Raw genomic sequence first — 26223 nt, 5'->3', positions numbered from 1 at the left:
CTCCAGGCGGAGAGTGAGGTGTTCGGGCGATGACGGCTGTGGGCGACACTCAATTGGACGCGGGCCTGCTGGGCCGCTGGCTGGACGCCAACGCGGCGCCCGGCGCCGGAGAGCAACCGCTGCTGCAGCAGTTGAAGGGCGGCTCCCAGAACACCCTGTTCCTCATCGAGCGCGGTGGCGAGCGCATGGTGCTGCGGATGCCGGGCCCGCGCGCCGACGCCGAACGCATCGACGGCCTGCTGCGGGAGATCCGCCTGGTGCGCGCGCTGTCGGGCACCGACGTTCCGCACGCGGCGCTGATCGCGGCCGACGACTCCGGCACCGTGCTGGGCAAGCCGTTCTACGTCATGCAGGCCATCGAGGGGTGGAGCCCGATGGACGGCGGGTGGCAGGCGCCGTTCGACACCGACCTGCAGGCACGCCGCGGCCTGGCGTTCGAGCTCGTGGCCGGCGCCGCGAAGCTCGGGCGGGTGGACTGGCGGGCCCAGGGGCTCGAAGGGTTCGGGCGCCCCGAGGGATTCCACGAGCGACAGGTCGACCGATGGCTTTCGTTCCTGAACGCGTACAAGGTTCGCGACCTGCCGGGCCTGGACGAGGCCGCAGACTGGCTGCGCCGCAACCGGCCGGCGCACTACACGGCGGGCATCATGCACGGCGACTATCAGTTCGCCAACGTCATGTTCGCCCACGGAGCGCCCGCGCGGCTGGCGGCGATCGTGGACTGGGAGATGACGACGGTCGGCGACCCGCTGCTGGACCTGGCGTGGTGCCTGCTGGGCTATGACGGCGAGGAGCCACGCGCCGACGGGTTCTATCTCGACATGAGCGGAATGCCCAGGCGCAGCGAGCTTTTGGAGCACTACGAGACCGTCAGCGGCCTGAGCACCGACAACATCGACTACTACCTGGTGCTGGCCAACTGGAAGCTGGGCATCGTGCTGGAAAAGACGTACGCCGCCGGGGTGCGCACGGGCAAGGTCGACCCCAAGATCGCCGACGCCTTCGGGGCGATGATCCCCCAGCTCATCGGCACCGCCGCCGCGCTGGCCCGATCACTGCCGACCAAGGCCCACTGAAATGGGCTACGCGGACGGGCTTTTCGATCTCACCGACCGGGTGGTCCTGATCACCGGCGGCAGCCGCGGGCTGGGGCGCGAGATGGCGTTCGCCGTCGCTCGCTGCGGCGCCGACGTGGTGATCGCCAGCCGCAACATGGACAATTGCGTGAGCACCGCCAGGGAGATCGAGGCCCAGACCGGCCGCTCGGCCATGCCGTATCAGGTGCACGTGGGACGCTGGGATCAGCTCGACGGCCTGGTGGAGGCGACGTACGGGCGGTTCGGCAAGGTCGACACGTTGATCAACAACGCCGGCATGTCCCCGCTCTACGACAAGCTCTCCGACGTCACCGAGAAGCTTTTCGACGCGGTGATCAACCTGAACCTCAAGGGGCCCTTCCGGTTGTCGGCGCTGATCGGCGAGCGGATGGTGGCGGCGGGTCGCGGGTCGATCATCAACGTGAGCTCCACCGGATCTTTGCGCCCCAACGGCGGCATCATCCCCTACGCCGCCGCCAAGGCCGGCCTCAACGCCATGACCGAGGGTCTGGCGCAGGCGTTCGGGCCGGCCGTGCGGGTCAACACGCTGATGGCCGGGCCCTTCCTCACCGACGTCAGCAAGGCCTGGAACCTCGGCGAGGGCGGCACCAACTTCGGCCACCTGTCGCTCAAGCGCGCCGGCGACCCGCCCGAAATCGTCGGAGCGGCGCTGTTTCTCGCTTCCGACGCGTCAAGTTTCACCACCGGTTCCATTCTGCGCGCCGATGGCGGGATCCCTTAACAAATAGGAGCGTCGAATGGCTTGGGATTTTTCCACCGAACCGGACTTCGAGAATAAACTGCAGTGGGTCCGCGAATTCGTCCGCGACGAGGTGGAGCCCCTCGAGGTGCTCTTCCCCGGCTGCGAGTTCCTGCCGCTCAACGACGAGCGGCGCCGGATCGTCGACCCGCTCAAACAGCGGGTCCGCGACAACGGCCTGTGGGCACCGCATCTGGGACCGGAGCTGGGCGGACAGGGCTTCGGCGCCGTCAAGCTGACGCTGATCAACGAAATCCTGGGCCGCAGCCCCTGGGCGCCGATCGTCTTCGGGACCCAGGCGCCCGACACCGGCAACGCCGAGATCATCGCCCGCTTCGGCACCCAGGAACAAAAGGACCGGTATTTGGCGGGGCTGCTGTCCGGCGAGATCTTCTCCTGCTTCTCCATGACCGAGCCGCAGGGCGGCGCGGACCCGCGGGTCTTCACCACGCGGGCCGTGCGCGACGGCGACGACTGGGTGATCAGCGGCCGAAAGTACTTCTCCTCCAACGCCTCGGTCGCCTCCTTCTTCATCGTCGTCGCGATCACCGATCCCGACGTCCCGGTCCACCGTGGCGCGTCGACCTTCCTGGTGCCGGCGGGCACCGACGGCCTCAACATCGAAGCCAACCACCACCTGGTCGGCGCCCATCCGCACGAGCCCGGTCATTCTCTGGTGCACTACGACGGGGTCCGCGTGCCTTCCGACGCGCTGCTGGGCGAACCCGGCCAAGGCTTCATGATCCTGCAGACCCGGCTGGCCGGGGGCCGGCTGCACCACGCGATGCGGTCGATCGGGATGGCCCAACGCGCGGTGGAAATGATGTCTCGGCGTGCGAAAAGCCGCTTCACGCAGGGCAGTTCGCTTGCCGACAAGCAGCTGGTGCAGGAGTTTGTCGCCGACTCCTACACCGAGTTGATCCCGTTCCGGCTCACTGTTCTGCACGCCGCCTGGCTGATCGACAACGGCGACGAGGCCGCCGCGCGTGCCGAGATCGCCGCGTGCAAGATCCTGGCGTCGCAGGTGCTGAAATCGATTGGCATGCGCGCGATTCAGGTGCACGGCGCGATTGGGCTGACCGACCAGCTGCCGCTGGTCAACGTGCTGCTCGGGGGCATCGCGCTCGGTCTGGCCGACGGGCCGACCGAGGCGCACAAGGTCAACCTGGCACGGATGCTGCTCAAGGGCTACCAGGCCGAGGACGCGGAGTGGCCCAGCGAATCGCTGGATGTCCGCCTGGCCGCCGCCCGGGCGAAATACGGTGAGCTCATTGGCTAATCGGGTGACCGCGGCCGTCGAGCGGGCCCTGGACGAACGCCAGCGGGAGGCCACCGAGGAGGTCGAGCGCATCCTGGCCGCCGCGGTGCGGGTGATGGAGCGGGTCGCGCCCGATCCTCCGCGCGTGAGCGACATCGTCGCGGAGGCGGGCTCGTCGAACAAGGCGTTCTACCGCTATTTCGCGGGCAAGGACGATCTCATCCTGGCGGTGATGGAGCGCGGGGTCGCCATCGTCGCGTCCTACCTACAGCACCAGATGGCCAAGGAGTCGCGGCCCCGGGACAAGGTCGCGCGCTGGATCGAGGGATCCCTGGCGCAGGTCGCCGACCCGCACCTGATCAGCATGAGCCGGGCCGCCGCCGGTCAGATGGCGGCGAGCAGTAATGGGCACGCCGCCGACCGGGCGATGATGCGTCCGCTGCGCGAGCTCTTGGCCGAACCGGTTGCGGGGCTTGGCAGTAACGATGTCGAGCGCGACGTCGAGGCGGTGTTCTCCTGCACCATCGCCACCATGCGGCGGTACGTGGGTGCCGCCGACCGGCCCTCACCCGGCGACATCGAGCATCTGGTGCAATTCTGCCTGCGCGGCCTGGGGGCCGGCTGATGCGCGCCGTGGTCTGCCGTTCCTACGGCGCGCCCGAGGACCTGGTCTGTGACGAGGTCGCCGATCCGGTCCCGGGCCCCGGCCAGGTGCTGGTGCGGGTCCGCGCCGCGGCGGTCAATTTCCCCGATGTTCTACTGATCGCCGGGAAGTACCAGATCAAGATTCCGGTGCCGTTCATTCCGGGTAGCGAACTGGCGGGGGAAGTGGTTGCCACCGGCGGCGGCGCACCGTTTCACCCGGGCCAGCACGTCTCGGCCACGACGGCGACCGGTGCGTTCGCCGAACAGGTCGCCCTGGACGCGGGCGCGGTGTCGCTCGTCCCCGAGGGCGTGGACTTCGCGTCGGCCGCGGCGTTCGGCGTCACCTACCGCACGGCGTATCACGCGCTGCGCTCGGTCGCCGAAGTCGGAGAAGGGGATTGGGTGGTGGTGCTGGGCGCCGCCGGCGGGGTGGGCCTGGCCGCCGTCGACTTGGCCGTCGCCATGAAGGCCCGGGTGCTCGCGGCGGCCTCGAGCCCCGAAAAGCTCGCACTGTGCTGGCGTCGGGGCGCGGAGGCGACCGTCGACTACGAACGCGAAGACCTCAAGACCCGCATCCGTGAGCTCACCGGCGACGCCGCGCGCGTGGTCATCGACCCCGTGGGCGGGGAGTATTCCGAGCCGGCGCTGCGCGCTCTGACCCGCGGCGGGACCTTCGTCACCCTCGGCTACGCCGCGGGCACCATCCCGTCCATCCCGCTCAACCTGGTGCTGCTGAAAGGAATCACGATCTGCGGCATGGAAATACGGACTTTCATGGGCGACCGGGCCGACGAGGCCGCGCGCGACATGCAAGAGCTTTCGCAGATGTTCGCCGCGGGAACGATCCGGCCCTACATCGGCGCGCGCTACCCGCTGTCCGACGCGCCGGCGGCGTTGCGCCTGGTGGCCGAACGCAAAGTCTTTGGCAAGGTCGTCATCGACATCGCGTGACGGGTTGCCCCCGGGCGTCGCCGTGGTTGCCGGCGAGGAGGCTTCGACTTTGCGCCGTCGATCACGGCGTGACGATGTTGAAATTGGGATCCGGGCCGTCGAGCACGCCGAGGAAGGTCTGCAGTGCCGCGGCGTCCCCGGATATCTCCAATCCGGGCGAGGTGATGTCGCCCACCGTCACGGCCAGCAGCCGAAGCTTGGTGTCCAGCTTGACGGTGACGGTCGCGGTCGCGACATCGGCCGCCACCTTGCGGTAGATCAGCACCCCGTTACGCAGCGCGAGGCGGTAATTGGCGGCCAGATCACCGAAGCTGACGTCGATCGTCATGTCGAGGTCCCAGGCGCGCGGACCGTTGACCCGGATGGCGAGGCTGTCGAAAATCTGCTCGGGGGTGAGCTGGTTGAACATCGACGGCGAGGCGGCGGTGACGGCGGTGCCGAAATTGCCCGCGCGCAGTTCGGTTGCCCCGCTCATGAAGAAGTTGCGCCACGTCGCGTTCTCCGCGCCGTAGGCCAGCTGCTCCAGCGTGTCGGCGTACAGCGCGCGCGCCTGGGAATGCTCGCTGTCGGTGAAGATCGCGTGATCCAATAGCGTTGCCGCCCAACGGAGATCACCGGAGGCGAACGCTGACCGGGCGATCTCTACGACGCGTTCCATTCCGCCCATCGCCTCGACGTAGCGGGGACCGAGGCTCTCCGGCGGGTGCGGCCACAGGCGAGCCGGGTTGCCGTCGAACCAACCCATGTAGCGCTGATACACCGCCTTCACGTTGTGGCTGACCGACCCGTAATACCCGTGCGTGTGCCAGGCCCGGTCCAGCGCTGGCGGCATCTCGAACATCTCGGCGATCTCGGCGCCGGTGTAGCCCTGGTTGAGCAGCCGCAGCGTCTGGTCGTGCAGGTAGGCGTACATATCGCGCTGCAGCGACAGGAATTCGACGATGTTCTCCCGCCCCCAGGTCGGCCAGTGGTGGGAGGCGAACACCACGTCGGCGCGGTCGGCGAAGGTGTCGATCGCCTCGGTGAGGTAGCCCGACCAGGCGTGCGGGTCGCGCACCAGGGCACCGCGCAGGGTGAGCAGGTTGTGCAGGTTGTGGGTGGCGTTCTCGGCCATGCACAGGGCGCGGAAACGCGGGAAATAGAAATGCATCTCGGCGGGCGCCTCGGTGCCCGGCGCCATCTGGAATTCGATCTCCACGCCGTCGATGGTGTGCTTCTCGCCGGTCTCCCGGATGTCGATGGTCGGAACGATGATGGCGACTTCGCCGGTGGACGGCGCCTGGCCCAGACCGCAGCCCACCTGGTCCATGGGCCCGCGCGGCAGCAGTGTCCCGTACATGTAGGTGGCCCGGCGGGCCATCGCCGGGCCGGCGTAGACGTTCTCCTGCACGGCGTGTTCGACGAAGCCTTCGGGCGCCAGGACGGCGACCGCACCGGAGGCCACCTCCGCCTCCGAGGTGACACCGAGTACTCCGCCGAAGTGGTCGACGTGGCTGTGGGTGTAGATCACCGCGACGACGGGGCGCTCACCGCCCCGGTGCGTGCGATACAGCGACAGCGCCGCGGCGGCCACCTCCGTGGAGACCAGCGGATCGATGACGATGATCCCGCTGTCGGTCTCGACGAATGTGACGTTGGAGAGGTCGAAGCCGCGGACCTGGTAGATGCCCGGCACCACTTCGAACAGGCCCTGCTTGGCGTTCAGGGTGGACTGCCGCCAGAGGCTGGGGTGCACCGACGCCGGCGCCGGGCCGCCGAGGAAGGAGTAGGCGTCGTTGTCCCACACGACGCGGCCGTCGGCCGCCTTGATGACGCACGGCGACAACGCGGCGACGAATCCCCGATCAGCGTTGTGGAAATCCGCGACGTCGTCGAGGGGCAGAACATGGCCGCGATGGGAAGACTCGATGAACGCGGTCGGGGGATTGTGTTTCACCGGCAATACATTGCCACTGACGGCCGACCGGCGAAACGATCCTGAATTGCCGGCGCCTTGCGGAATGCGAAATTAATGTCCCCGGACCCTAGCTCCGCGTCTCAGTTAACCCGCATACTGCCCATCGGTTCGTCAAAGCCGACGGATCGCGACGATTGGGCAAAGGAGAACAGGTGAAGCGTGGACTGACCGTTGCGGTAGCCGGGGCGGCAATTTTGGCCGCGAGTATTTCGGGCTGCTCGAGCAACAAGTCGACTTCGAGCGGTTCGGGGACCACATCGGCCGCGGGCACGTCGGCAAGTTCCGGTACGGGCTCCGGTCCGAAGGTGACCATCGACGGCAAGGACCAGAACGTCAGCGGCACGGTCGTGTGCACGACCGTGGGCGGCAGCGTCAACATCGCGATCGGTGGGGCGGCGACCGGCATCGCCGCGGTGCTCACCGACGCCAACCCGCCGCAGGTGAAGTCCGTCGGGCTGGGCAACGTCAACGGCGTGACGCTCGGGTACACCCAGGGCATCGGCCAGGGCAACGCCTCGGCGACCAAGGACGGCAACAGCTACAAGATCACCGGCACCGCCACGGGCGTGGACATGGCCAACCCGATGCAGCCGGTGAACAAGCCGTTCGAGATCGACGTCACCTGCTCTAGCTAGCCGAGGAGGCCTGTCCGGCCGGCGGTTGCCACCCGTCGAGTGGCAACCGCACCGTGAACTCGGTGTGTCCCGGTGAGCTGTTCACCGCGATCGTCCCGTGGTGCGCCTTGACGACGGCCGACACGATGGCCAGGCCCAGCCCCGTGCTGCCGCCTTTGCGGGAACGCGAGGAATCGCCGCGGGCGAACCGTTCGAAGACCTCGGACTGAAGGGCCGTGGGGATGCCGGGGCCGTTGTCGATGACCTGCAGCACGCTGTAGGACGGCTCGGTGCTTAACCGCGTCGTCACGACGGTGCCCGCACCGGTGTGGACACGCGCGTTCGCCAGCAGATTGGTCAGCACCTGGTGCAGCCGCGCGGCGTCCCCCGGGACGATCACCGGCTCGTCGGGCAGATCGAGCTCCCATTCGTGGTCCGGCCCCGCGACGTGCGCGTCGTTGACCGCGTCCAGCGCCACGCGCGAAAGGTCCACCGGTTCGCGTTCCAGCGGCCGGCCCGAGTCAAGGCGAGCCAGCAGCAGCAGGTCCTCGACCAGCCGGGTCATCCGTTCGGTCTCCGACGCCACCCGGCTCATCGCGTGCTCGACCGCGTCTCGGTCATCACCCATGCGCTGGGTCAGCTCGGTGTACCCGCGGATGGCGGCGAGCGGAGTCCGCAGTTCGTGGCTGGCATCGGCGACGAACTGCCGGACCCGGGTCTCGCTGGCCTGCCGCGCCGACAGGGCCGCCGAGATGTGGTCGAGCATCCGGTTGAGCGCCGACCCGAGTTGCCCTACCTCGGTCGAGGGGTTGGCGTCGGCTTCGGCCACCCGCACCGGCAGTTCGACCTCGCCGCGGTCCAGCGGCAGTTCGACCACCTCGGTCGCCGTCTGCACGACGCGGCGAAGCGGCGCCAGCGCGCGCCGGATGATGATGGCACCGGCCGTCGTCGCCGCGGCCAGGGCGACCAGGGTGACGATGCCCAGGATGACCAGCATCCGGATCATCGTCGCGTCGACGTTCGACATCGACAGGCCGGTGACGATCACGTCTCCCCCGTTGCGGCTCGCGGCGGCCACGACCCGGTACCGGCCGAGCCCGTCGAGGTCGAGCGTCGTCGGCCTGCGAGTGCCCGAGATCTGTTCCAGTTGCCGTTGGGCCTCGGGGCTCAGAGCGGCCCGCGCGCCGCTACTGGTCAGGTAGCCGGCGTCGATGACGCTCGCGTGATTGACCACCGCGGCAACCATGCCCGCCGGCTGGCCGGGGGCGTCCAGGAACCGGGGACCGGGTCCCGGCCTGGGTGAAAAACGTGACTCGTGCCGCCACCCGGGGCGTTTCGGTTCGGGATACAACAGCGCCGAACGGTACGAGGCCCCGGCGAGCTGGCCGTCGAGCTGCGCCACGAGGTGATGCCGCAAGGACAGCTCGGTGGCCGCGGTGATGCCGATGCAGACGACCGCGAGGACGACGACCTGCCCGACCAGCAGCCGTAAACGCAGCGACCAGGCCCGCCCGATGTCAGCGGGCCGGCTTGAGGACATAACCGGCGCCGCGCAGGGTGTGGATCATCGGCTCGCGACCGTTGTCGATCTTCTTGCGCAGGTAGGAGATGTACAGCTCGACGATGTTGGACCGGCCCCCGAAGTCGTAGCTCCACACGCGATCGAGGATCTGGGCCTTACTGAGCACCCGCTTGGAGTTGCGCATCATGAACCGCAGCAGCTCGAACTCCGTGGAGGTCAAGGAGATTGGCTCGCCGGCGCGCATCACTTCGTGGCTGTCCTCGTCGAGCACCAGGTCTCCGACCACCAGCTGCGCGCCGCTGTCCGTCGTCGTCACGCCGGTGCGGCGCAGCAGCGCACGCAACCGCAGCACCACCTCTTCGATGCTGAACGGCTTGGTGACATAGTCGTCGCCGCCCGCGGTCAGCCCGGCGATGCGGTCTTCCACCGAATCCTTGGCGGTGAGCAACAGCACCGGCAGTTGCGGGTTTTCCTCACGCAGCTTGTGCAGCACGTCGAGGCCGCTCATGTCCGGGAGCATCACGTCGAGAACGACGACGTCGGGCCGCTGCGCACGGGCCGCCGCGATCGCCGAGGACCCGTCCCCGGCGGTGGCGATGTTCCAGCCCTCGTAGCGCAACGCCATCGACACCATCTCGGCCAGCACCGCCTCGTCGTCGACGACGAGCACGGTTATCGGGTTGCCATCGGCGCGGCACATGACCACTCGCTCCGCCGACGCTCGGGACTGAGTCACAACTCTCAGTATCCGCCTTCGGCTGGGTCGAGGCTATGGCTTTCCTGTGCGCGGACTATGAGAAAACGCGCGACCGCCACGGGCGGTCACGCGCAATCTCTACCGGGCGCGGGTGAACTAATACCAGTACCGGCGACCCGCAACCGGGCGGCCCACCGAACCCATGATCCACAGCACGGCGCCGATGACGAGCAAGACGATTCCGAGCACCCACAGCAGATGAATGCCGAACACGAACCCGAGAATGAGCAGGACGATGCCTAATATGATCATGACGACTTCTTTCGTGTGAGGGATTTAAGCGACGAGGCCACTGGGCATTGAACTCGGCTGTGGTACATGGCAATCCTTGACTTTGGGGTTCACACCCGCATAGTTCAAGGGGCCGGCGACCACGGTCAACGCAATATTCCCTGCTGTGACACAACTCGTTGACCCACCTTTGAAGTAATCGCGTTGGTATGCCGCGAACACCCCGATGAGCAGCCACACCAGAACAATCGTGCCGATTATTCCGCCGCCACGCATGGTGACCTCCATTTTGTGTTCGAGAATGATTTCCCGTCCGGCTAGCGTTACCCATTGCACGCGTGTCTAAACATGCGTGACGCCGCACGGGGAATGCCCCAGTCTCGTCGGTCGCCGTCGCCTCTGCAGCCGGCAGACCAGCAGCGAAGGATGCGCGTCGAATGGCAGGTGCCAGGTCACGCCAATAAAATCCATGCGGTGTATGCGGCGTTGGCCGAGGCCGCCTGCAGGCAAGGCGAACTCCGGCGACCGGTCATCGCGTAGTTCTCCTTCGCGTGACTTTTGAGGGTCATTCGAAGTACCCGGGCGATGGCCACCCTCCATCTGGCCACGAGACACCGCCCGGCATAACGCCCCCACCCCGCGTCTCTGGACGTGGGGTGGGGGTTGCTGCCGATGGGCCGCGACTAAGGCAGTGACCTAATAACCGTGCCAGTGACCTTGGTCGTGGGGGTCGCCGTCGTACCAGTGATCGTCGTGGCAGCGGCCCCGGTCCCAGTTATTGCCCCACCCTGGGTCCCAGAACTGTCCGGGGCACCAGTGATAGTCGGGGAAGGGAGCAGGCACAGCGTGGGCCTGGGCGACAGAATCTGTGCCGAGCCCGGCGAGCCCGATACCGGCTCCTAACACCAATGTTGTTGCCGCGGTGCGGAACATGTTTCTCATGGTTCGAACTTTTCCCCGCTGCCCTGAAGATCAAACATCGGACATCACGATGAATTGCTATTGGAGCATCGTCTGACTGCCGGCGCCGAGCGTGCGGGGGTTGTCGGGTGACCCTTGCCGCTTTAGTCATTTGCAGGGCCGCTTCGTTGGGACTTCGCGAAGTCGCCGTATGAGAGCGGCATGTGTTTGCCGCTGCCGAGTGGGTTAATCCGTTCTGCGACAGCGTTTGAAGAGCGTGGCCGGCGCCATGGGCGCCGGCCACGCAGGCGGACAACGGTGCATCGACACCGGAGGGGTGCTACCTCAGTGCCAATGGCCTTGGTCGCGGGCGTCGCCGTCGCGGAAGTGGTCGTCGTGGCAGCGGCCCTGATCCCAGTTGTTTCCCCAGCCCGGATCCCAGGATTGCCCCGGGCACCAGTGGTAATCGGGCAACGGTGTCGGTTGGGCCTCGGCGAGAGCTGCCGCCCCCAAACCAACGATCCCCAGACCGGCGCTCATGATGATGGATGATGCTGCAATACGGATTGTGTTCTTCACACAGACCTTTGTACCCGCCCAATACTGGTCCCAGACGAATCTGAATCACCTTGTGACCTAACGGAATAGCAACGGCACGTTGTTAGACTTGTGTGCAATCGCCGCTCCCGGCCACCTCTACATGAGCGAAATGGATCAGCCGGCTCGCCGCTGCGCGGACACATAGAGGGTCGGTGGCATTGCGGTCCCGGCGCCCGGGGGAACGGTACGGCCGTACCGGGCCATCAGCTCCGCAAACGTCGCCGTCGAGACGTCCCAGCCATGCTCACGCAGCCAGGCGTCCACCGGTGTCCGCTCCTCCGGATACCAGAGGTCATTGAAGTCCGTGATTTCGGCGTTTACCACCTTGGCCGCCGCCGCCCGCATCCGCTGCATGTCCTCGCGCTGGCGACGAACCAGCTCGGGGTCGGTGAATCCCTCGCCGGGAACGTTCGACGCCAGCCAACTGCCGTCCGCGCTGAGCGAATGGACGCGCTCGAACAACAAGTCCTGCGCCTGCGCCGGCAGGTATCGGACCAGGCCCTCGGCCGACCATACGGCGGGACGTGAAGGGTCAAAACCCGCTTCCTGTAAGGCTTTCGGCCAGTCCTGGCGCAAATCTATCGGCACGTTGACCAGATGCGCGGCCGGCTGCGCGCCGTGGTTAGCCAGTGTCTCGGCCTTGAATTCGAGCACCTTGGGCTGATCCAGCTCGTACACGATGGTGTCGTTCGGCCAGGGCAGCCGCCACGTGCGCGAGTCCAACCCGGCGGCCAAAATCACCACCTGCCGTACCCCGGCATCGGCCGCGCCTAGGAAGAACTCGTCGAAGAAGGCCGTCCGGGTGGCCATGAAGTCGATCATCAGCTGGATCCGCGGCCGCACGTCGGGTTCAATTTCGATCGCCTTCGCCAGCAGTGCCGGATCGGCGTACATACTCCAGATCCCTTTTCCCGCGGCGTCGACGAAGACGCGCGCGAACGGGTCATTGATGAGCGGGTTCTCGCTTTCGGTCTCCGCGGCGCGCGCCGCGGCCACCCCCAGGGCGGTGGCTCCCACGCTCTGAGTAATGTCCCACGAGTCGTTCTCGGTACGCGGCATCGCGATATCCCTTTCGCCACCGGAATAAGTTACGCACACTATTCTTCCAGTCTTCCAGCCGCCGACCCGGCGGGCCGCTCGTCGGCGGTGGCCCTAGGCTTTTCTCCGGGGGCCACAGGCTGGTTTCCGCAGCTGGTTAAAAGGAGTGGCGAGCACGTGAATCCCGTCAACCTGGAGGCCGTGGCGGCCTGGATGTCCACGCAGGGACTCGGCGACGGGCCGCTCGAAGACGTCGCCAACGTCACCGGCGGAACGCAGAATGTCATGCTGCGCTTCACCAGGTCCCGTGTGCCCTACGTGCTGCGGCGTGGACCGCGCCACCTACGTCCACGCAGCAACAGCGTAATCCTGCGGGAAACCAAAGTCCTTGGGGCGCTGGCCGGTTCGGATGTGCCCCACCCAGGCCTCATCGCCACCTGCGAGGACCCGGGCGTGCTGGGTGACGCGGTCTTCTACCTGATGGAACCGGTCGACGGGTTCAACGCCGGCGAGGGGCTGCCGCCGTTGCACGCCGGCAACGCCGAGGTACGACACGGCATGGGGCTTTCGATGGCCGACGCGCTGGCGAAGCTGGGCGCCGTCGACCACGTCGCGGTGGGCCTCGCCGATTTCGGCAAGCCCGCCGGCTTCCTGGAACGCCAGGTGCCGCGCTGGCTCGCGGAGCTGGAGTCCTACAACCAGTACGAGAACTACCCCGGACCCCAGATCCCGGGCATCGAGCAAGTGGCCGCGTGGCTCGAAGAGCGCCGGCCCGCCGACTGGACGCCCGGGATCATGCATGGCGACTACCACGCGGCCAACGTGATGTTCTCCCGGACCGGCCCGGACGTCGTCGCCATCGTCGACTGGGAGATGTGCACGATCGGAGACCCGCTGCTGGACCTGGGCTGGCTGCTGGCGACCTGGAGACAGCCCGACGGGTCAAGCGTGTTCAGCCACGCCCTGGGCGGCCAGGACGGGTTGGCCAGCACCGACGAGCTGTTCGAGCGCTATGCCGCCAACACCACCCGCGACCTGTCGCATATCACCTGGTACACGGTGCTGGCCTGCTTCAAGCTCGGCATCGTGATCGAGGGGACGCTGGCCCGCGCGTGCGCCGGTCAGGCCGAGAAGGAGGTCGGCGACCAACTCCACGCCGCCACCGTCCACCTGTTCGAACGAGCGCTCACACTGATTGAGACCCGTGCCGAATAAGGGCTTTTCCCAATGCCTTTCGAGCGCCGAGCGCAGGAGCGCGCCGGCGCCCGGAACGGCGCCCGGACTCGCCGATTAACATCTTCTGTCGTGCCGCCCTATCCCGAAGAACCCGACTACTACTCCGAGCCCACCCAGGCCGCGCGTTATGGCGGTTACTACGACCAGGCGCCCGAGCCGCCTGAGCCCCGGCAGCCCTGGTACCGCCGGCCGGCGGCGCTCGTGGCGGCCGGAGCGGTCGGCGTGATCGTGCTCGCCGCGGTGGCCTTCGCGGTGGTCAAACTGGTGTCCGGTTCGCCGGGACACGCGCCCGCCGCGACCACCACGACGACGGCTCCGACCACCACGACGGTGGCCACCACGACGACCACCGAGGCCCCCCGTCACCACGGTGGAGGGGGCGGCGGGGAGCCGACGCAAACGGTCACCGAGACGGTCCCTCCCCCGAGCACCGACACCGGCACGACGACCGTCCCGCCGACCACTGACACCGGGACGACGACCGTCCCGCCGACCACCGACACCAGCACGGTGACCCAGACCGTGACGGTCCCGCCGCGACGGCCCTTCCAACCCTTCCAACCCCGCCCCTAGCCTCGCCCGGAGGGCTACCCTTCATCCGTGGAAGTGGCCAACTCCGTCATGCGCTCGCTGGACCAGTGGGAATTGAAGCAGTGGGACGAGGCGATGGTGCATGCCGGCAACGCTGTCGACGCCACCGCCAAGAAGCGGTATCCCCAACTGGGCGTGGCCACGCGGTTCAAGCGCACCATCCGCGATGCGCTCGACATTTTCGGGTTGATGGCGGCACCGGAAGTCGACCTCGTGCAGACCCGCTTTCCGATCGCGGTGCAATCGGACCTGCCCGACGGTCGCCCCGACATCGCCGACGTCCTGTTCGGAGTGCATCGTTATGCGCACGGCCACGAGGACGAACTGCCCAACGGCTTCGAATTGACCCCGCACGGACCCCGCCCGTTGAGCCTGCACGTCTGGCGCAACGGGAAAATCCAACTCCCCGCCGCGGCGGCGATCGGGCTGCTGGCGGTGGCGGTGTTCGCACCCGAGAACAAGGGCGAGGTCATCCCCGACGGCTATCAGCTGAGCTGGTACCAGCACGTCTTCCCCATCTGCCTGTGGTGGGGTTGGCAAGACCACTTCCGGGCCATCATCAGCACCGCACGAATCCAGCAATCGACCCTCGACTTCGCCGAGTCCTGGGATGACTGGACGCCGCTCGCCGGCTGACCGTGGCCCCCGAGAGCCCTCACTTGTGACAACCTCGCGACGCCTTCACACTGGGAAGATGCGCGATCGCGAGACGATCGACTCGGAATTGCGGCTCATCGCCCTGCACCGCCGGTCAATCCTCGAGCAAGGCGGTCAGCCGTCGTCCCAGCAGCTCGACGAACTGCTCGACGAGCGCCTGGGCCACCGGCCGGCGTCCGCAAAAACGGCGGTGCTCGAAGCGCGCGAGAACCGCGCCGTTGCTCCGCGACGCGCGACGTTCCGGCGCAAGGGGTTGCTGCTGCGCTTCGGCCCCCTCGCCGTCCTACCGCTGTCCCTGATAGCGGTCGCGGCCGTGTGCGTGGTGATGTTCGCGACGCGGAGCCCGCCGTCGAGCGCGCCACCCGTGCCACCCGCGCCCGCCGCGCCGAGGGCACAGGCGCCGCCCGCCGACATCGTCGACACCGTGTTCATCAATGTGCTGAAGCGCAACGGCGTCCCGGTGCCCAGCAACGAATACGCGACGACCCACGGGCACGCCGTGTGCGACTTCCTCGCGAACCGACCGAACCTCACCGAGGCCATCGGCTTCGTGCAGCGCACCACGGTCTGGGACGCCACGCAAAGCGCCAACTTCACCGCCGGTGCGGTGGTCTCGTATTGCCCTCAGTACGAAGGTGCGAGCGTGCAGCCGATGCAGCCGGCGGTTGAGGGTGCTCTCACCGACATGCAGAACATCGACCGCGATCTGCAGCGCATCCAAGGCGACCTGCAGGGCATCGAACATGGGCTGCCGGCCCTGCCGGGGCAGGGGTAACCCCGAAATGGGTGTCCAGCTTCGAAGCCATGAATGTGCTCGATGGGCAGCACCGTTGCAATCGGAAAAGCTGGTTTATTCATCGACACCTTCGGCGTGCGCAGCGGCGCGCATGCGCTTACCTATAGGCGATCGAGCTGTTGGAACTCGGCGGCTCCGAACCAATGGTTGACAAGGTCTGCTCTGGCATTGTTGACAACGTTCTCGGGGGATCCGTCTCGCGTCGCGATCTCCAGCAGCCCGTAATAGGCCCAGCCGTTTCCGGGATAAGTCCCCGTCGGGATTTGGCCGGGGTCGTCGCCCCTGCCTGCGTTGAGGCTCTTCAACAGCAGGTCCTTGGCCGTCCCCAGATCCTTTGCGCCCGGGGGTGTCGTCGGGCCTTCAGCGATGGCCTTCCGGATCAAAATCGAGGCCTGAGTCTGGCGCGCCGGGTAAGGCCATAAGGGCGGCTCGTCATAGGGCAGGGCATCTTGGACTTTGACAGCGCGGTCCGCATCGGCAACCGCAGCCTCCCAATTGGCTCTCGAAGCCTCCACCCGCGCGTGCCCCAGGTTACTAAGGATCGCGGCAAGACACAGTTCGGGTTTCGGGGGGTTGAGCCCAATATCGCAGCTTGCGTTCTGTTTGCCCTGGTCAGATGCGTACCTACGATACTTGGCAACGTCGGCGTCTAATTTGTCGATCGCCGGCTTGGAATTATTTCCATCCCAGATATCCGCCATCAGTTGGGCAAAATCGTAGGCAATGTTCGCCAGCGGTTGCTGAGCGATGGGGTTCGGTGGCGGGAATTTGCGGATACCGCTTGTGCTGGAAAAATTGATTTTTGCGAGGTAGTAGGCAGATCTGTATACATCCGCGCGGAATCCGTTCGCTTTGTCCGGCAACGATCGAAGCAGCTTCTCCGAATAACGGTCGATATCCTGGTCTTTGTCGCCACTCAAAGCTGCGGCTGCGAGTACAAAATTAATATTGTGGAGATAATATCCGTATCTGTAGCGGTCACCGTCAGGGCGATACAAATCCGGCTCTGTCGCAAAATATCTTTCGTCCGCTTCGGTCGCTTCTTTGTTGGCCCTAATTGCGTTTTGCATGTCTCCCATGCGGTAATAGATATGTGACGGCATGTGAACCAGATGGCCGGCGTTTGGCGCCAATGGCGCCAACAAGTCTGCGTATTCCTTAGCCGCATCCGGCGTGCGCGACTGCTCCATCAAGTGGATATACCAGTGGATGGGCCCTTCGTTTCGCGGGTATTGGACGATGCTCAAAGCCTTCTTGAGGTAATTCTGTGTCTCCACGATTCGCCCATCGACTGGATTTCCGTCTTTCCAATAAGCCCATGGTGTTATGTTCATGGCAGAGTCCGCAAAGAGCGTGATCAGGTTCGGGTCATCGCTGCCGAACTCTTTCAGCACTCTTGTCATCCCGTCATAATAGGCGAGGTTGCGAATATTCTGGCATCTTCTGGCACTGTCAGACTTATTACAATCTTGATAGCGTTCGAACAAAGCCTGAATGATTTCCCAGTCTTCGGGACTCGGATTTTCTTTGCTGGCGTGGCGGAGCGCGTCATTGGCCGCTTCTCGGTCGGGCTCCAATTCTTTCGGCATATTAAGGTCTACTCCGAGCACCAGCGCTTGGGCCCAATAACATGCTGAGCAAGGAATTCTGTTGTCCTCGGCCTCGTGGGCCGCTTTGCGGAATGCGCGATAGGATTCGCGGTTGTTGAAAGCGAAGTAGAAGCGCAAGCCCTGATCAAAATAGTCTTGCGCCCACGGCACGTGCCAATGCGCGCTTCCGATGTAAGGATACAGCGGCGGATCAGGATCGTTCTTGGTCAGTTTCACCAAGGGACAGGCCTCGGTCGACATCGCCATGGCGTCCATGCCCTGATCCGAATCCGTGTCGCCAGCGGAGGGGACCATACAGGTATCTGCCGGTTCGGAAGGCGAGCAGCATGCAGCAACGGTGAAAGCGAAGATAATCGCCGCTGCCGACAGTCTGCTCCGGAATAAGTTGAACATGATTTCCCTCGTATCACGCGGCAGACCGATTGGGACATTCGGCATTTTATTCCGCAGCGAGTCACACCGCCACGATATTGCGGAACTGCTCCGAGGAAACCCGCCCCTGCGGTTTGGAGTATGTAGCGTGCCGCTCTCACCGTAGGTGCCGAACGGTCCTAAGCCATCAAGGTCCGAAGCCTCATAGCGGGCCAACCATGAGTGCAGCGTCTCGCGCGACGCCCCGTACTTCTCGGCGACCTGCCAAATCGCCTCCATCCTTAATGACCGACATCACAGCCTGATACCGCTGCTCAGCCACGGTTAACTCCCTCATCCAGGGAGTGTCAAGGATCAGCCGAAGTAACTGTCAAGCATCACCCGAAACAACGTCAGGCATCACCCGAAGTAGAAATGTCAACCATCACCCGACGTCATACAATTTCCAAGCGCGCCCGAAGGGATTCGAACCCCTAACCTTCTGATCCGTAGTCAGAAACGGCGTGCTTTCAGGTTGTTTCAGGGTATCCCGCGGTGTCTGGACAAGTACTTCTCACCTGCGCAAACCGTCTCGCGATGTCCCGTCGTGACGCAGGTGTGTCACACAAGTTGTGACAATGCCGTGACAACTTAGGCATCGCTTCAAATTTGAAGTCTGTTGGGAGTCAGCCGTGAGGGTTTTGAAGCGCGGCGCGAGATCCTGCAGTTTAGGTTCTCGCCGTCTTGGTTGCGGCATCTCGCTGTATGAGTCAGTCGAAGTGCCGGTCGACATCCATCCGTTGGTGGAGTATGCGCACCACATTGATCGCGGCGCCGCTAACAATCCGGCAGTAAAGCGTGTGCGATCCAACAGCGTGCTTCCGGTAGCCGGGGCGGAGTTCGTCGCAGGCCGGTCCGATCGTCGGGTTGTCCACGACTCGTTCGATCGCGTGGTGGATTTCGCGCACGTATTCCTCGGCCTGATCGTCATCCCAGCGCTCACGGGAGTAATCCCAGATCTGTTCCAGGTCGGCGCGGGCGGCGGGCGAAAGTACATACCGGTTCACCGGCGGCGAGGTTGCTCAGCTCGCTTGCGCGCAACGAACTCATCGAAGTCGAATTGTGTCGGCTCACCGCTTCGTTCGCCGGCGTCGAGTGCCTGGCGCAATGCGCGCAGCCGGGTCTCACGATCCTCAAGCAACCGCAGAGCAGAACGCACGACGTCGCTGGCCGAGCGGTAACGGCCCGACGCCACCTCCTCCTCGATGAACGCGCTGTAATGCTCATCGAGGCTGAAGGACGTATTCTTACCCACACATCAGATGATACCAACTATTGGTATCTTCGCCGTAGGTGGCCGGGTGTCACGGTCCAAGATGCCACCGGCGCACGGAATCCGAAGGGAATTGCACCGCTCGCAAACTGCAACCTCGCCTCGCCGAGCGTATACGCGGCCTACCCGGTCACCGATACTTCGGGCCATGAGCGTCGCCGCACGGGCCTCCGCTATTCCGGGCATTGCCGCCGCGGCGACTCTGTGCCGGCCGTTGAACTCCTCCTCGCGGCCGGCACCGCCTCAATGGCTACCCTTGAGATGCGCGAAAGCACCTAACACAAGGGCGCCGTGATACCTGAAGGGCGGCAACCATGTCACTGTTGTGGGGACTGCTGCCGCCACGGACGGTAAACGGGGTCCGCCAAGACGGGTATTTCGCCTACGCCACCGCAGCGAACGGCAAGACATACGAGATTTGGCCAGTCGGAGATCCCGCGGACATCACCGAGGTATGGGCGCTGACACTGGGCGACGCTGGCCGCTCCGATGACAACGACGGTGACAGCTCCGAGGAGAACGAGGGTGATGACTCTGACGAGAACGACAGTGGCGACTCCGAGGACCTAGGCCGGTTCGACGATTTCGAGAAGGCACAGTTGGCAGCTGAGCTACACGACATCGCCCATCCGCCAGATACGACCACGACCTCGTAAATATCGGAGGCCCCCTGGGGCCTGAGTGCCGTAGCGGAACTCACTTTTATTTTGAGGCGGCAAAATTCGGCCGGGATGCGAGCAAACCGGCGGTCCGGCTCTGTGGCGATCAGAGCTTGGCCACCAGGTCGTCCATATACTCGACGCAGTTGTCCTTCCTACCGGCGATAGCCGTGAGTTAGCATCCCCGCCGTGGCGACATTCAGCGACCTGTTCGCCCGCCTCGATCCCGACGCGAGGGTCCGAGGCAAGCAGTTCGAGCATGTCTGTAAGTGGTTTCTCATCAACGACCCGACGTACAAGAACACCTTGCGGAGGGTGTGGTTGTGGAACGAGTGGACGGGTCGGTGGGGCGGCGACGCTGGCATCGACCTGGTCGCTGAAGACCACGACGGGCGGCTGTGGGCGATCCAGGCGAAGGCGTATGCCCCCGAGAACACCGTCACTAAGGCAGACGTGGACAAGTTCCTGGCAGAGTCCTCGCGGGCGGTGTTCTCTTACCGACTGCTGATCGCCACCACCGACAAGCTGCACCACGTTGCACGGCGGACGATCAACGACCAGGAAAAGCAGGTCGCCTTCGTCGGCTTGAGCGACCTTCTCACCTCCGAGGTGAACTGGCGCACCAAGCCCTTCGACATGCGCCCGTCGTCGCGACCGAAGCCAGCTAAGCCGAGAGAGCATCAGCGCGAGGCAATCCGCGATGTGGTGAAAGGGTTCACGAAGTCGGATCGCGGTCAGCTCATCATGGCGTGCGGGACAGGGAAGACCTTGACCTCTCTATTCATCAAGGAGAAGCTCGACGCCGAGCGGACGCTGGTCCTAGTCCCCTCGCTGTCCTTGCTGAAGCAGACGATCCAGGTTTGGCAGGTCAACGCTAGGGTGCCGTTCGAAGCCCTGCCGGTGTGCAGCGACCAAACCGTGGGCCGCAACGAGGACGAAGCCGTTGCACATACCAGCGAGCTGGGTGTGCCCGTCACCACGGACGCCGCCGAAATCGCCAGGTTCCTGCGGCGGCCGGGACCACGGGTCGTGTTCTCGACTTACCAGTCCTCTCCGCAGATCGCAGAGGCGTTCGCGCTCGGACGGGTTCCCCCGTTCGACCTGGCCGTCGCCGACGAGGCTCACAGGGTCGCCGGGTTTGAGTCCTCGGACTTCTCAACGGTTCTCGACAAGACGGCCATTGCGGCGCGACGGCGTTTGTTCATGACCGCGACACCGCGCTATTTCACAGGGCGGGTCCTGAAGGCGGCGCAGGACGCTGACCTGGAGGTCGCCTCGATGGACGACCAGGCGAAGTTCGGCACGGTGTTCTATCGCCTCACATTCGGCGAGGCGATAAAGCGCGATCTACTGACGGACTACCAGGTCGTGGTCGTCGGCGTGGACGACGCAATGTACAAGGAGTGGGCGGAGAAGGGAACCCTAGTCACTCGCGACGGGAAGAAGATCACCGACGCCCGCACCTTGGCGGGACAGATCGGGCTGGCGAAGGCGATGCGGAAGTATGACCTCCACCGCACCATCTCGTTCCACTCTCGTGTTGCCCGCGCCCGCGAGTTCGCCGCCGAGATGCACGAGGTCATCCAGTGGATGCCTGCGAGACAGCGACCAAAGGGGTTGCTGTGGTCCAGCTACGCTTCCGGTGAGATGACCGCTGGCGAGCGCCACAGCCGGCTCCAGCACCTGAGCCGACTCGACGACGGACAGCGGGGTCTGCTGACCAACGCCCGCTGCCTCTCCGAAGGCGTCGATGTGCCCACGCTGGACGGTGTGGCGTTCATCGACCCCCGACGCAGTGAGGTGGACATCGTCCAGGCGGTCGGGCGTGCCATCAGACGCGCCCCAGACAAGACCATTGGCACGGTGGTAATACCGGTGTTCATCGACACAGATGTGGATCCGGAGGTTGCCCTCAATGACTCGGCCTTCAAGCCGGTTTGGGACGTGATCAAGGCACTGCGGTCACACAACGACGAGCTTGCCGAGCAGCTCGATGAACTCAGACGAGAATTAGGCCGGCAGGGCCAGCGGCCACGGCTGCCCGGCAAGATCCACCTCGACCTGCCCGCAAGGGTCGGCAGTGATTTCGCCCTTGCTTTCGATGTGCGCCTTGTCGAGCAGACCACCGCCTCCTGGGAGTACTGGCTCGGGATGATGCAACGGTTTGTCGAACGCCACGGTCACGCCCGCGTCCCGCAGTCCTACACGGTCGATGGTTACAGACTCGGTGGATGGGTCGGGGAGCAACGCACCAACTACACCGAAGGCACCCTTAAGGCCGATCGCCAGCGTCGGCTTGAAGATCTGCCCGGTTGGACGTGGGATCGCCAAGCCGACAAGTGGGAGCAAGGTTTCCGCCGGCTCCTCGAGTATGTCGAACGCCACGGTCGCGCCCGCGTCCCCCAGTCCTACACCGTCGATGGCTACCGGCTCGGTTCGTGGTGCCAGCTCCAACGCTCCAATTACGCCGAAGGCATCCTTGAGGGCGACCGCAAACGCCGACTCAAGGACCTGCCCGGCTGGACATGGGACCCCAGAGCCGACGACTGGGAGGAGGGGTTCAGTCGACTCCTTGACTTCGTCGACCGCCACGGTCGCGCCCGAGTTCCGCTGTCGCACACGGTCGACGGCTACAAACTCGGCCAATGGGTCAGTGTGCAACGCACACGAAGGGACAAAGGCACCCTTGAGGCTGACCGCCAACATCGCCTCCAGGACCTGCCAGGGTGGACCTGGCAACCCCGAGCCGACCAATGGGAGGAAGGATTCGAGCGGCTTCTGGGCTATGTCGACCGCCACCGTCACGCGCGCGTCCCACGATCTTGCACGGTCGATGGCTACCGGCTCGGAGCGTGGGTCAATGGGCAACGCAACGACTACTCGCATGGCACCCTCGACGCCGACCGTAAGCGTCGCCTCGAGGAACTCCCAGGCTGGACGTGGGACGCCCGTGCCAAGCAATGGGAGGACGGATTCCGCCGACTCGTTGATTATGTTGAACGCAACGGTGATGCCCGCATCCCAGTGTCGTACCAAGTCGATGGCTACCCGCTCGGCGAGTGGGCCAACATGCAACGCGACAAGCACTTCAAGGGAACACTGGATAAAGACCATTGCGCCCGACTGGAAGCCGTTCCAGGCTGGGTCTGGAGCCCTTTGGACGCTCAATGGGAAGCGAGGTTCAGACGACTTCTGGTCTACATCGAGGCGCACGGAGATTCCCGTGTGCCGCAGTCATATAAGGCGGATGGGTACAACCTCGGCAACTGGGTGAGCATCCAACGCGGTAAGTACGCCAAGGGAACACTGGACCCGGACCGCCGCCAGCGTCTTGAAGAACTGCCCACTTGGACGTGGACCGCGACGGATTACGATCGCGCGTGGGAAGATGGGCTGCGCCTACTCCAGGAGTACATGGAACTCCACGGCGACTCGCTTGTGCCGCAATCGTATGTTGTCGATGGCTACAAACTCGGCTCCTGGGCCACCGTGCAGCGTCATAAGCACGCCAAAGGCATCCTTGACACCGAACGTGAACGCCGCCTCGAGGCCCTCCCTGGTTGGTTTTGGGACGCCCGCGCCGCTGAGTGGGAGGCGGCCTTTGGCCGGCTTGAGGGATACGTCGGACGCCACGGCGACGCCTTCGTGCCCCAGAACTACACCGTCGACGGGTACAAGCTAGGCAAATGGGTCAACACACAAAGGGTTTTCCGCTCTAGGGACCGCCTTGACCCCGAACGTCAACGACGTCTTGAAGCCCTACCAGGCTGGACATGGGATTCTCGACAGGCCGCATGGGACAAGGGGTTTCGATACCTTCAGGAATACGTGAAAAAGAACGGCCACGCTCGTGTACCACAGTCCTACGTTGTTGACGGTTTCCGGCTTGGCAACTGGATCAACATGCAACGCAGTAACTTCAGCAACGGCATCCTCGAAGACGACCGTCGACTCCGACTCGAAGGGCTGCCTGGGTGGTCGTGGCCCAGTCGCCGATCCTTGGCGGCTCTCTAGACACCGTCACAACTCTGATCCGCGAATTCGCAGGGCTTTATGGCTCGATCGGCTCTACATTAACGAAAGCCGCCAGGTCGGCCACGTCCCGCTGTGCGTCGTAGGCCCGAAGGAGCTCGATGTACCGCGTCTTGTCAAGCTCCCAGTCGTACTGCAACTCGGTGGGGTTCTGAACTGCCGCGAACACGAGGTCAGCGAGAAGCCTTGTGGTACGCCCATTTCCGTCCACGAACGGATGGATCCGCACGGTTTCGGCGTGCACGACGATACCCAGTTGCCGAGGCGTCCAGTCGTTGGTGTGTTCCCACCGGTAAGCGATGGTATCGAGTGCGTTTCGGAGGTCAACGGCAATCTGCTCCGGCGCGACGCCGATGTTGAGCTCTAATCGCCGCCACCGTCCGGCCCAGTTCCACACCGGACCGAACATTCGCGTATGGAGATTGCGGACGAAGTAGTCGCTGAGAAGCTCGTCGAGCGGCAACGAGCCGTCGAGCGCCGACGGCATCAGTTCATCGAACACCCGGTCCTGAAGGCCCTGTTCGAGGTCATAGACCGCAGCGCGTGTGATGGGCTTGTCCAGGACGTCGATAACCTCGGGGAGCAGGGCAGTGAGTTCGTCATGCGCAAGTGGGGTCTCACCGTAGTCCGGCGTCAGCGGCATCAGCGCTTAGGTGGCTGCTGCTTCGCGATGTAGGCTCTCACGGTGGCCGACCGGCTGTAACCAGCGGGAACCACACGGCCCTCCAACTTGGCTGAGGCCTTCGTGGCGCGCACCCCCGCCTTCTTGACGGCAGCCTTCGACACGACGACCTTCTTGGGTGTCCGGCGTTCCACGACTGCACCTCCTCGCGGCCTCGACAGCGAATTCATTCTACCGGCGAACCGCCACCTGCCACCACGCTGTTTACGACCCACCGCCCGTTTCTGAGGTCATCGACGCCGACCCGGGATTGAGCAACCTGCGTGTCTCACCAAACGGGCGGATCCGCCATCACTCGTGAGATTCCGCCACAGTTCGTGAGAATCTAATGACCTACTACCTATACTGAACCGCCTGGTGAGTCCGGAGACTCCCGCCATGCCGGGACGCTTCACTTGCCATGCCAGCTACGTCGCGCTGGCACGAGTTTAAACTGCGCGGCGTGGAATGGACTCGTTGTCAGGGTTGAGTTAGTCAGCCTTAATTTGACGCTGCGGTCGCGCGGGATTTCGTGTCGGTGATGAGGGCGCGGTACACCGTGCGACACAGGTGCCGTTTCAAACAGCGGAGGGCTTGTCGGTGGGTGTCGCCGTCAGCGATGCGGCGACGGTAGTAGTGTTCGCCGCGGCCGCCGTGTCGAATTTGAATCATGGCGATGGTGTGCAAGGCGCGGTTGAGCTGGCGGTTACCGGACCGTGTCGCGCGGATATGGACGGGTGTTCCACCTGACCAGTGGGGGATCGGCGCCACCCCGGCATAGCAAGCGTATTTCGCTTCGTTTGTGAAGCGGCTGACGTCGGCTGTCTCGCCGATGATCTTCGCGGCCATCAATGGTCCACAACCATCAATGCCGACAAGTGCCGAAGCCCCGCGCTGAACGGCGTCTTTAATGCGTTTCTCGAGACTGTTGATATGGTCGCTCGCTGTAGCGATTTGGGTGAGATCGGCGCGGATCAGCTCGGCCAGTAGGCCGGTGTGTGACTGGAGTAAAGCTTGTGCGACGCGTCGATGGTTGGCGTAGCACAGGACCAGTCGGGTCGACGAGTGCTCCGGCGCCAGTTCGTGCAGGCGGCCGAGTACGCGGTTAGTGATCGCCGTCCTGGTGGTGAGCAGGGTGTCGCGATAATCAACGAGTAGTTTCATGTCGCGCGAGTAAGCATCGTGGCGGGCGGTAGGTAGGTCGGGTTCACGAAGCACAGCGCGGGCCACCGCGAGAGCGTCGATGGGGTCTGATTTTCCGACAGTGCGTGCTGAGGCTCGTTGACGGGCGGTCAGTTTGGGCGGGACGCGGACCACGGATTCACCAGCATCGAGCAGCTCTGCTTCGAGTCGGCAAGACAATCCGCGCAGATCTTCAACACCCCATAGTCGGCTTCCAGGACAAGTCGTACGGGCCCAGCGCAGCGCCATTTGATGACCGGCGGTAGTCGCTTGCACTGATTTCGTTGCGAGCTTGCGGCCCGTGCAATCCACAGCGACAAAGGTGTGATTGTGTTTATGCACATCCACACCGATCACATAATTGACCGTCATTGCCACGCCTACTTATCGATAGCGCGACAGGCACCCGGTGTCGACAATATGGGCATGAGCCAGCCAATGTGGAGACAAAACCGTCAATGGTCAGATCACCGGACGCACCGTCATCAATTTGCTTTGCAAGACGACCATCCCGTCCTGCGGTTCTCATTACGATCGGCATGTGCACCAAAAGCCACTACGGACACCACATGACGTAGCCAAAACGTTGATGGGAACGTAATCACAGTACGACTGCCCCCGGGGGCACGCAACAGCAATGCCGTCTGTCTTGCGGTGGCGCAATGCTGGCATTGAGAGGACCGGCATCTCGGAGGTGCTGACCGCCAAAATACCGCTAAATTCGGGGATTATTGCGCTAATCTAGCCGTTCGGACTGTTCAGGATTCGGCCTTAGCTCATGAACC

At 64.5% G+C, this 26223-nt stretch carries 25 protein-coding genes and 1 pseudogene; 12 read left to right on the top strand and 14 right to left on the bottom strand.

The genetic code is table 11. The features are described from left to right. Positions 1-29 precede the first annotated feature (29 nt). From BN971_RS10875 to BN971_RS10855, 5 genes are read left to right on the top strand one after another with little or no spacing between them, the layout of a single operon-like run. Complete coding sequence (locus BN971_RS10875; protein ID WP_085183345.1) at positions 30-1076, top strand: phosphotransferase family protein; 1047 nt, start codon at positions 30-32, stop codon at positions 1074-1076. A 1-nt stretch (position 1077) separates the two neighbouring features. After that, on the top strand, positions 1078-1839 hold the full coding sequence (locus BN971_RS10870) for an SDR family NAD(P)-dependent oxidoreductase (protein WP_085183346.1): 762 nt from the start codon (positions 1078-1080) through the stop codon (positions 1837-1839). Positions 1840-1855: 16 nt separating this feature from the next. Continuing rightward, positions 1856-3136: an acyl-CoA dehydrogenase family protein gene (locus BN971_RS10865; protein WP_085183347.1), complete on the top strand. Its 1281-nt coding sequence runs from the start codon at positions 1856-1858 to the stop codon at positions 3134-3136. Then, positions 3087-3740, top strand: a complete 654-nt coding sequence (locus tag BN971_RS10860; protein ID WP_085183443.1) for a TetR/AcrR family transcriptional regulator — start codon at positions 3087-3089, stop codon at positions 3738-3740. Before BN971_RS10865 ends, BN971_RS10860 begins: the two co-directional genes overlap by 50 nt. Next, positions 3740-4711 (top strand): NADPH:quinone oxidoreductase family protein, encoded by a 972-nt coding sequence (locus tag BN971_RS10855; RefSeq protein ID WP_085183348.1) that lies wholly within the window; start codon positions 3740-3742, stop codon positions 4709-4711. Before BN971_RS10860 ends, BN971_RS10855 begins: the two co-directional genes overlap by 1 nt. A gap of 61 nt (positions 4712-4772) precedes the next feature. On the opposite strand, the gene BN971_RS10850 is transcribed toward BN971_RS10855, so the two are convergent. Continuing rightward, positions 4773-6653: an alkyl/aryl-sulfatase gene (locus tag BN971_RS10850; RefSeq protein WP_169718678.1), complete on the bottom strand. Its 1881-nt coding sequence runs from the start codon at positions 6651-6653 to the stop codon at positions 4773-4775. Between the two features lie 167 nt (positions 6654-6820). Between BN971_RS10850 and BN971_RS10845 the strand changes: the two genes are divergently transcribed. After that, entirely contained in the window at positions 6821-7303 is a 483-nt protein-coding gene (locus BN971_RS10845) for a lipoprotein LpqH (protein WP_085183350.1), read from the top strand. Here the strand turns inward: BN971_RS10845 and BN971_RS10840 are convergent. From BN971_RS10840 to BN971_RS10815, 7 genes are all read right to left on the bottom strand, one after another. Further along, positions 7296-8822 (bottom strand): sensor histidine kinase, encoded by a 1527-nt coding sequence (locus tag BN971_RS10840; protein ID WP_085183351.1) that lies wholly within the window; start codon positions 8820-8822, stop codon positions 7296-7298. The two genes, BN971_RS10845 and BN971_RS10840, sit on opposite strands and share 8 nt — an antisense overlap. Beyond that, on the bottom strand, positions 8800-9504 hold the full coding sequence (gene tcrX / locus BN971_RS10835) for a two-component system response regulator TcrX (RefSeq protein ID WP_085183444.1): 705 nt from the start codon (positions 9502-9504) through the stop codon (positions 8800-8802). The genes BN971_RS10840 and tcrX overlap by 23 nt, the downstream gene beginning before the upstream one ends. A gap of 153 nt (positions 9505-9657) precedes the next feature. After that, positions 9658-9813: a DUF6131 family protein gene (locus BN971_RS25040; protein WP_090350090.1), complete on the bottom strand. Its 156-nt coding sequence runs from the start codon at positions 9811-9813 to the stop codon at positions 9658-9660. 24 nt (positions 9814-9837) lie between these two features. Further along, a complete protein-coding gene (locus tag BN971_RS10825; RefSeq protein ID WP_170322145.1) occupies positions 9838-10080 on the bottom strand; it encodes a hypothetical protein in 243 nt (80 codons plus the stop codon). A 408-nt stretch (positions 10081-10488) separates the two neighbouring features. After that, on the bottom strand, positions 10489-10725 hold the full coding sequence (locus BN971_RS26845) for an Mtp family mycobacterial-type pilin (protein WP_245837098.1): 237 nt from the start codon (positions 10723-10725) through the stop codon (positions 10489-10491). 312 nt (positions 10726-11037) lie between these two features. After that, complete coding sequence (locus BN971_RS24630; protein ID WP_139027096.1) at positions 11038-11271, bottom strand: Mtp family mycobacterial-type pilin; 234 nt, start codon at positions 11269-11271, stop codon at positions 11038-11040. A gap of 135 nt (positions 11272-11406) precedes the next feature. After that, entirely contained in the window at positions 11407-12351 is a 945-nt protein-coding gene (locus tag BN971_RS10815; RefSeq protein ID WP_085183353.1) for a class I SAM-dependent methyltransferase, read from the bottom strand. A 192-nt stretch (positions 12352-12543) separates the two neighbouring features. Between BN971_RS10815 and BN971_RS10810 the strand changes: the two genes are divergently transcribed. From BN971_RS10810 to BN971_RS10795, 4 genes are all read left to right on the top strand, one after another. Further along, positions 12544-13545 carry a phosphotransferase family protein gene (locus BN971_RS10810; protein ID WP_245837106.1) on the top strand — a complete coding sequence of 334 codons (1002 nt, stop codon included), beginning with the start codon at positions 12544-12546 and terminating at the stop codon, positions 13543-13545. A 90-nt stretch (positions 13546-13635) separates the two neighbouring features. After that, positions 13636-14139 carry a hypothetical protein gene (locus BN971_RS10805; protein ID WP_085183355.1) on the top strand — a complete coding sequence of 168 codons (504 nt, stop codon included), beginning with the start codon at positions 13636-13638 and terminating at the stop codon, positions 14137-14139. Between the two features lie 27 nt (positions 14140-14166). Beyond that, entirely contained in the window at positions 14167-14793 is a 627-nt protein-coding gene (locus BN971_RS10800) for a hypothetical protein (RefSeq protein ID WP_085183356.1), read from the top strand. Between the two features lie 58 nt (positions 14794-14851). Continuing rightward, positions 14852-15589 (top strand): DUF732 domain-containing protein, encoded by a 738-nt coding sequence (locus BN971_RS10795; protein ID WP_090350088.1) that lies wholly within the window; start codon positions 14852-14854, stop codon positions 15587-15589. A gap of 122 nt (positions 15590-15711) precedes the next feature. Here the strand turns inward: BN971_RS10795 and BN971_RS10790 are convergent, their stop codons facing one another. The 4 genes and pseudogenes from BN971_RS10790 to BN971_RS10780 all read right to left on the bottom strand — a co-directional run bounded on the left by BN971_RS10790 (position 15712) and on the right by BN971_RS10780 (position 18886). Next, positions 15712-17574 carry a hypothetical protein gene (locus BN971_RS10790; RefSeq protein ID WP_090350191.1) on the bottom strand — a complete coding sequence of 621 codons (1863 nt, stop codon included), beginning with the start codon at positions 17572-17574 and terminating at the stop codon, positions 15712-15714. Positions 17575-17772: 198 nt separating this feature from the next. Beyond that, positions 17773-17929: pseudogene (locus tag BN971_RS24625) on the bottom strand (helix-turn-helix domain-containing protein); the annotation flags it as partial. A 412-nt stretch (positions 17930-18341) separates the two neighbouring features. Next, complete coding sequence (locus BN971_RS10785) at positions 18342-18638, bottom strand: type II toxin-antitoxin system RelE/ParE family toxin (protein ID WP_085183359.1); 297 nt, start codon at positions 18636-18638, stop codon at positions 18342-18344. Then, positions 18635-18886 carry a type II toxin-antitoxin system ParD family antitoxin gene (locus BN971_RS10780; protein WP_085183360.1) on the bottom strand — a complete coding sequence of 84 codons (252 nt, stop codon included), beginning with the start codon at positions 18884-18886 and terminating at the stop codon, positions 18635-18637. The genes BN971_RS10785 and BN971_RS10780 overlap by 4 nt, the downstream gene beginning before the upstream one ends. 332 nt (positions 18887-19218) lie before the next feature. Here BN971_RS10780 and BN971_RS10775 point away from each other — a divergent pair, with 332 nt between their 5' ends. Both BN971_RS10775 and BN971_RS10770 read left to right on the top strand, forming a co-directional pair. Next, a complete protein-coding gene (locus BN971_RS10775) occupies positions 19219-19560 on the top strand; it encodes a hypothetical protein (RefSeq protein WP_085183361.1) in 342 nt (113 codons plus the stop codon). 192 nt (positions 19561-19752) lie between these two features. Continuing rightward, complete coding sequence (locus BN971_RS10770; RefSeq protein ID WP_085183362.1) at positions 19753-23577, top strand: DEAD/DEAH box helicase; 3825 nt, start codon at positions 19753-19755, stop codon at positions 23575-23577. A 37-nt stretch (positions 23578-23614) separates the two neighbouring features. On the opposite strand, the gene BN971_RS10765 is transcribed toward BN971_RS10770, so the two are convergent. Further along, positions 23615-24238 carry a Fic family protein gene (locus BN971_RS10765; protein WP_085183363.1) on the bottom strand — a complete coding sequence of 208 codons (624 nt, stop codon included), beginning with the start codon at positions 24236-24238 and terminating at the stop codon, positions 23615-23617. A 519-nt stretch (positions 24239-24757) separates the two neighbouring features. Then, positions 24758-25810, bottom strand: a complete 1053-nt coding sequence (locus BN971_RS10760; RefSeq protein WP_085183364.1) for an IS110 family RNA-guided transposase — start codon at positions 25808-25810, stop codon at positions 24758-24760. Positions 25811-26223 lie beyond the last annotated feature (413 nt).

Origin of the sequence: Mycobacterium bohemicum DSM 44277 (assembly GCF_001053185.1) — a bacterium.
In the GTDB taxonomy this organism is placed as follows: Bacteria; Actinomycetota; Actinomycetes; order Mycobacteriales; family Mycobacteriaceae; genus Mycobacterium; species Mycobacterium bohemicum.
Note: the sequence above shows the minus strand (reverse complement) of the source record. Positions and strands in the feature narration are given on the sequence as shown.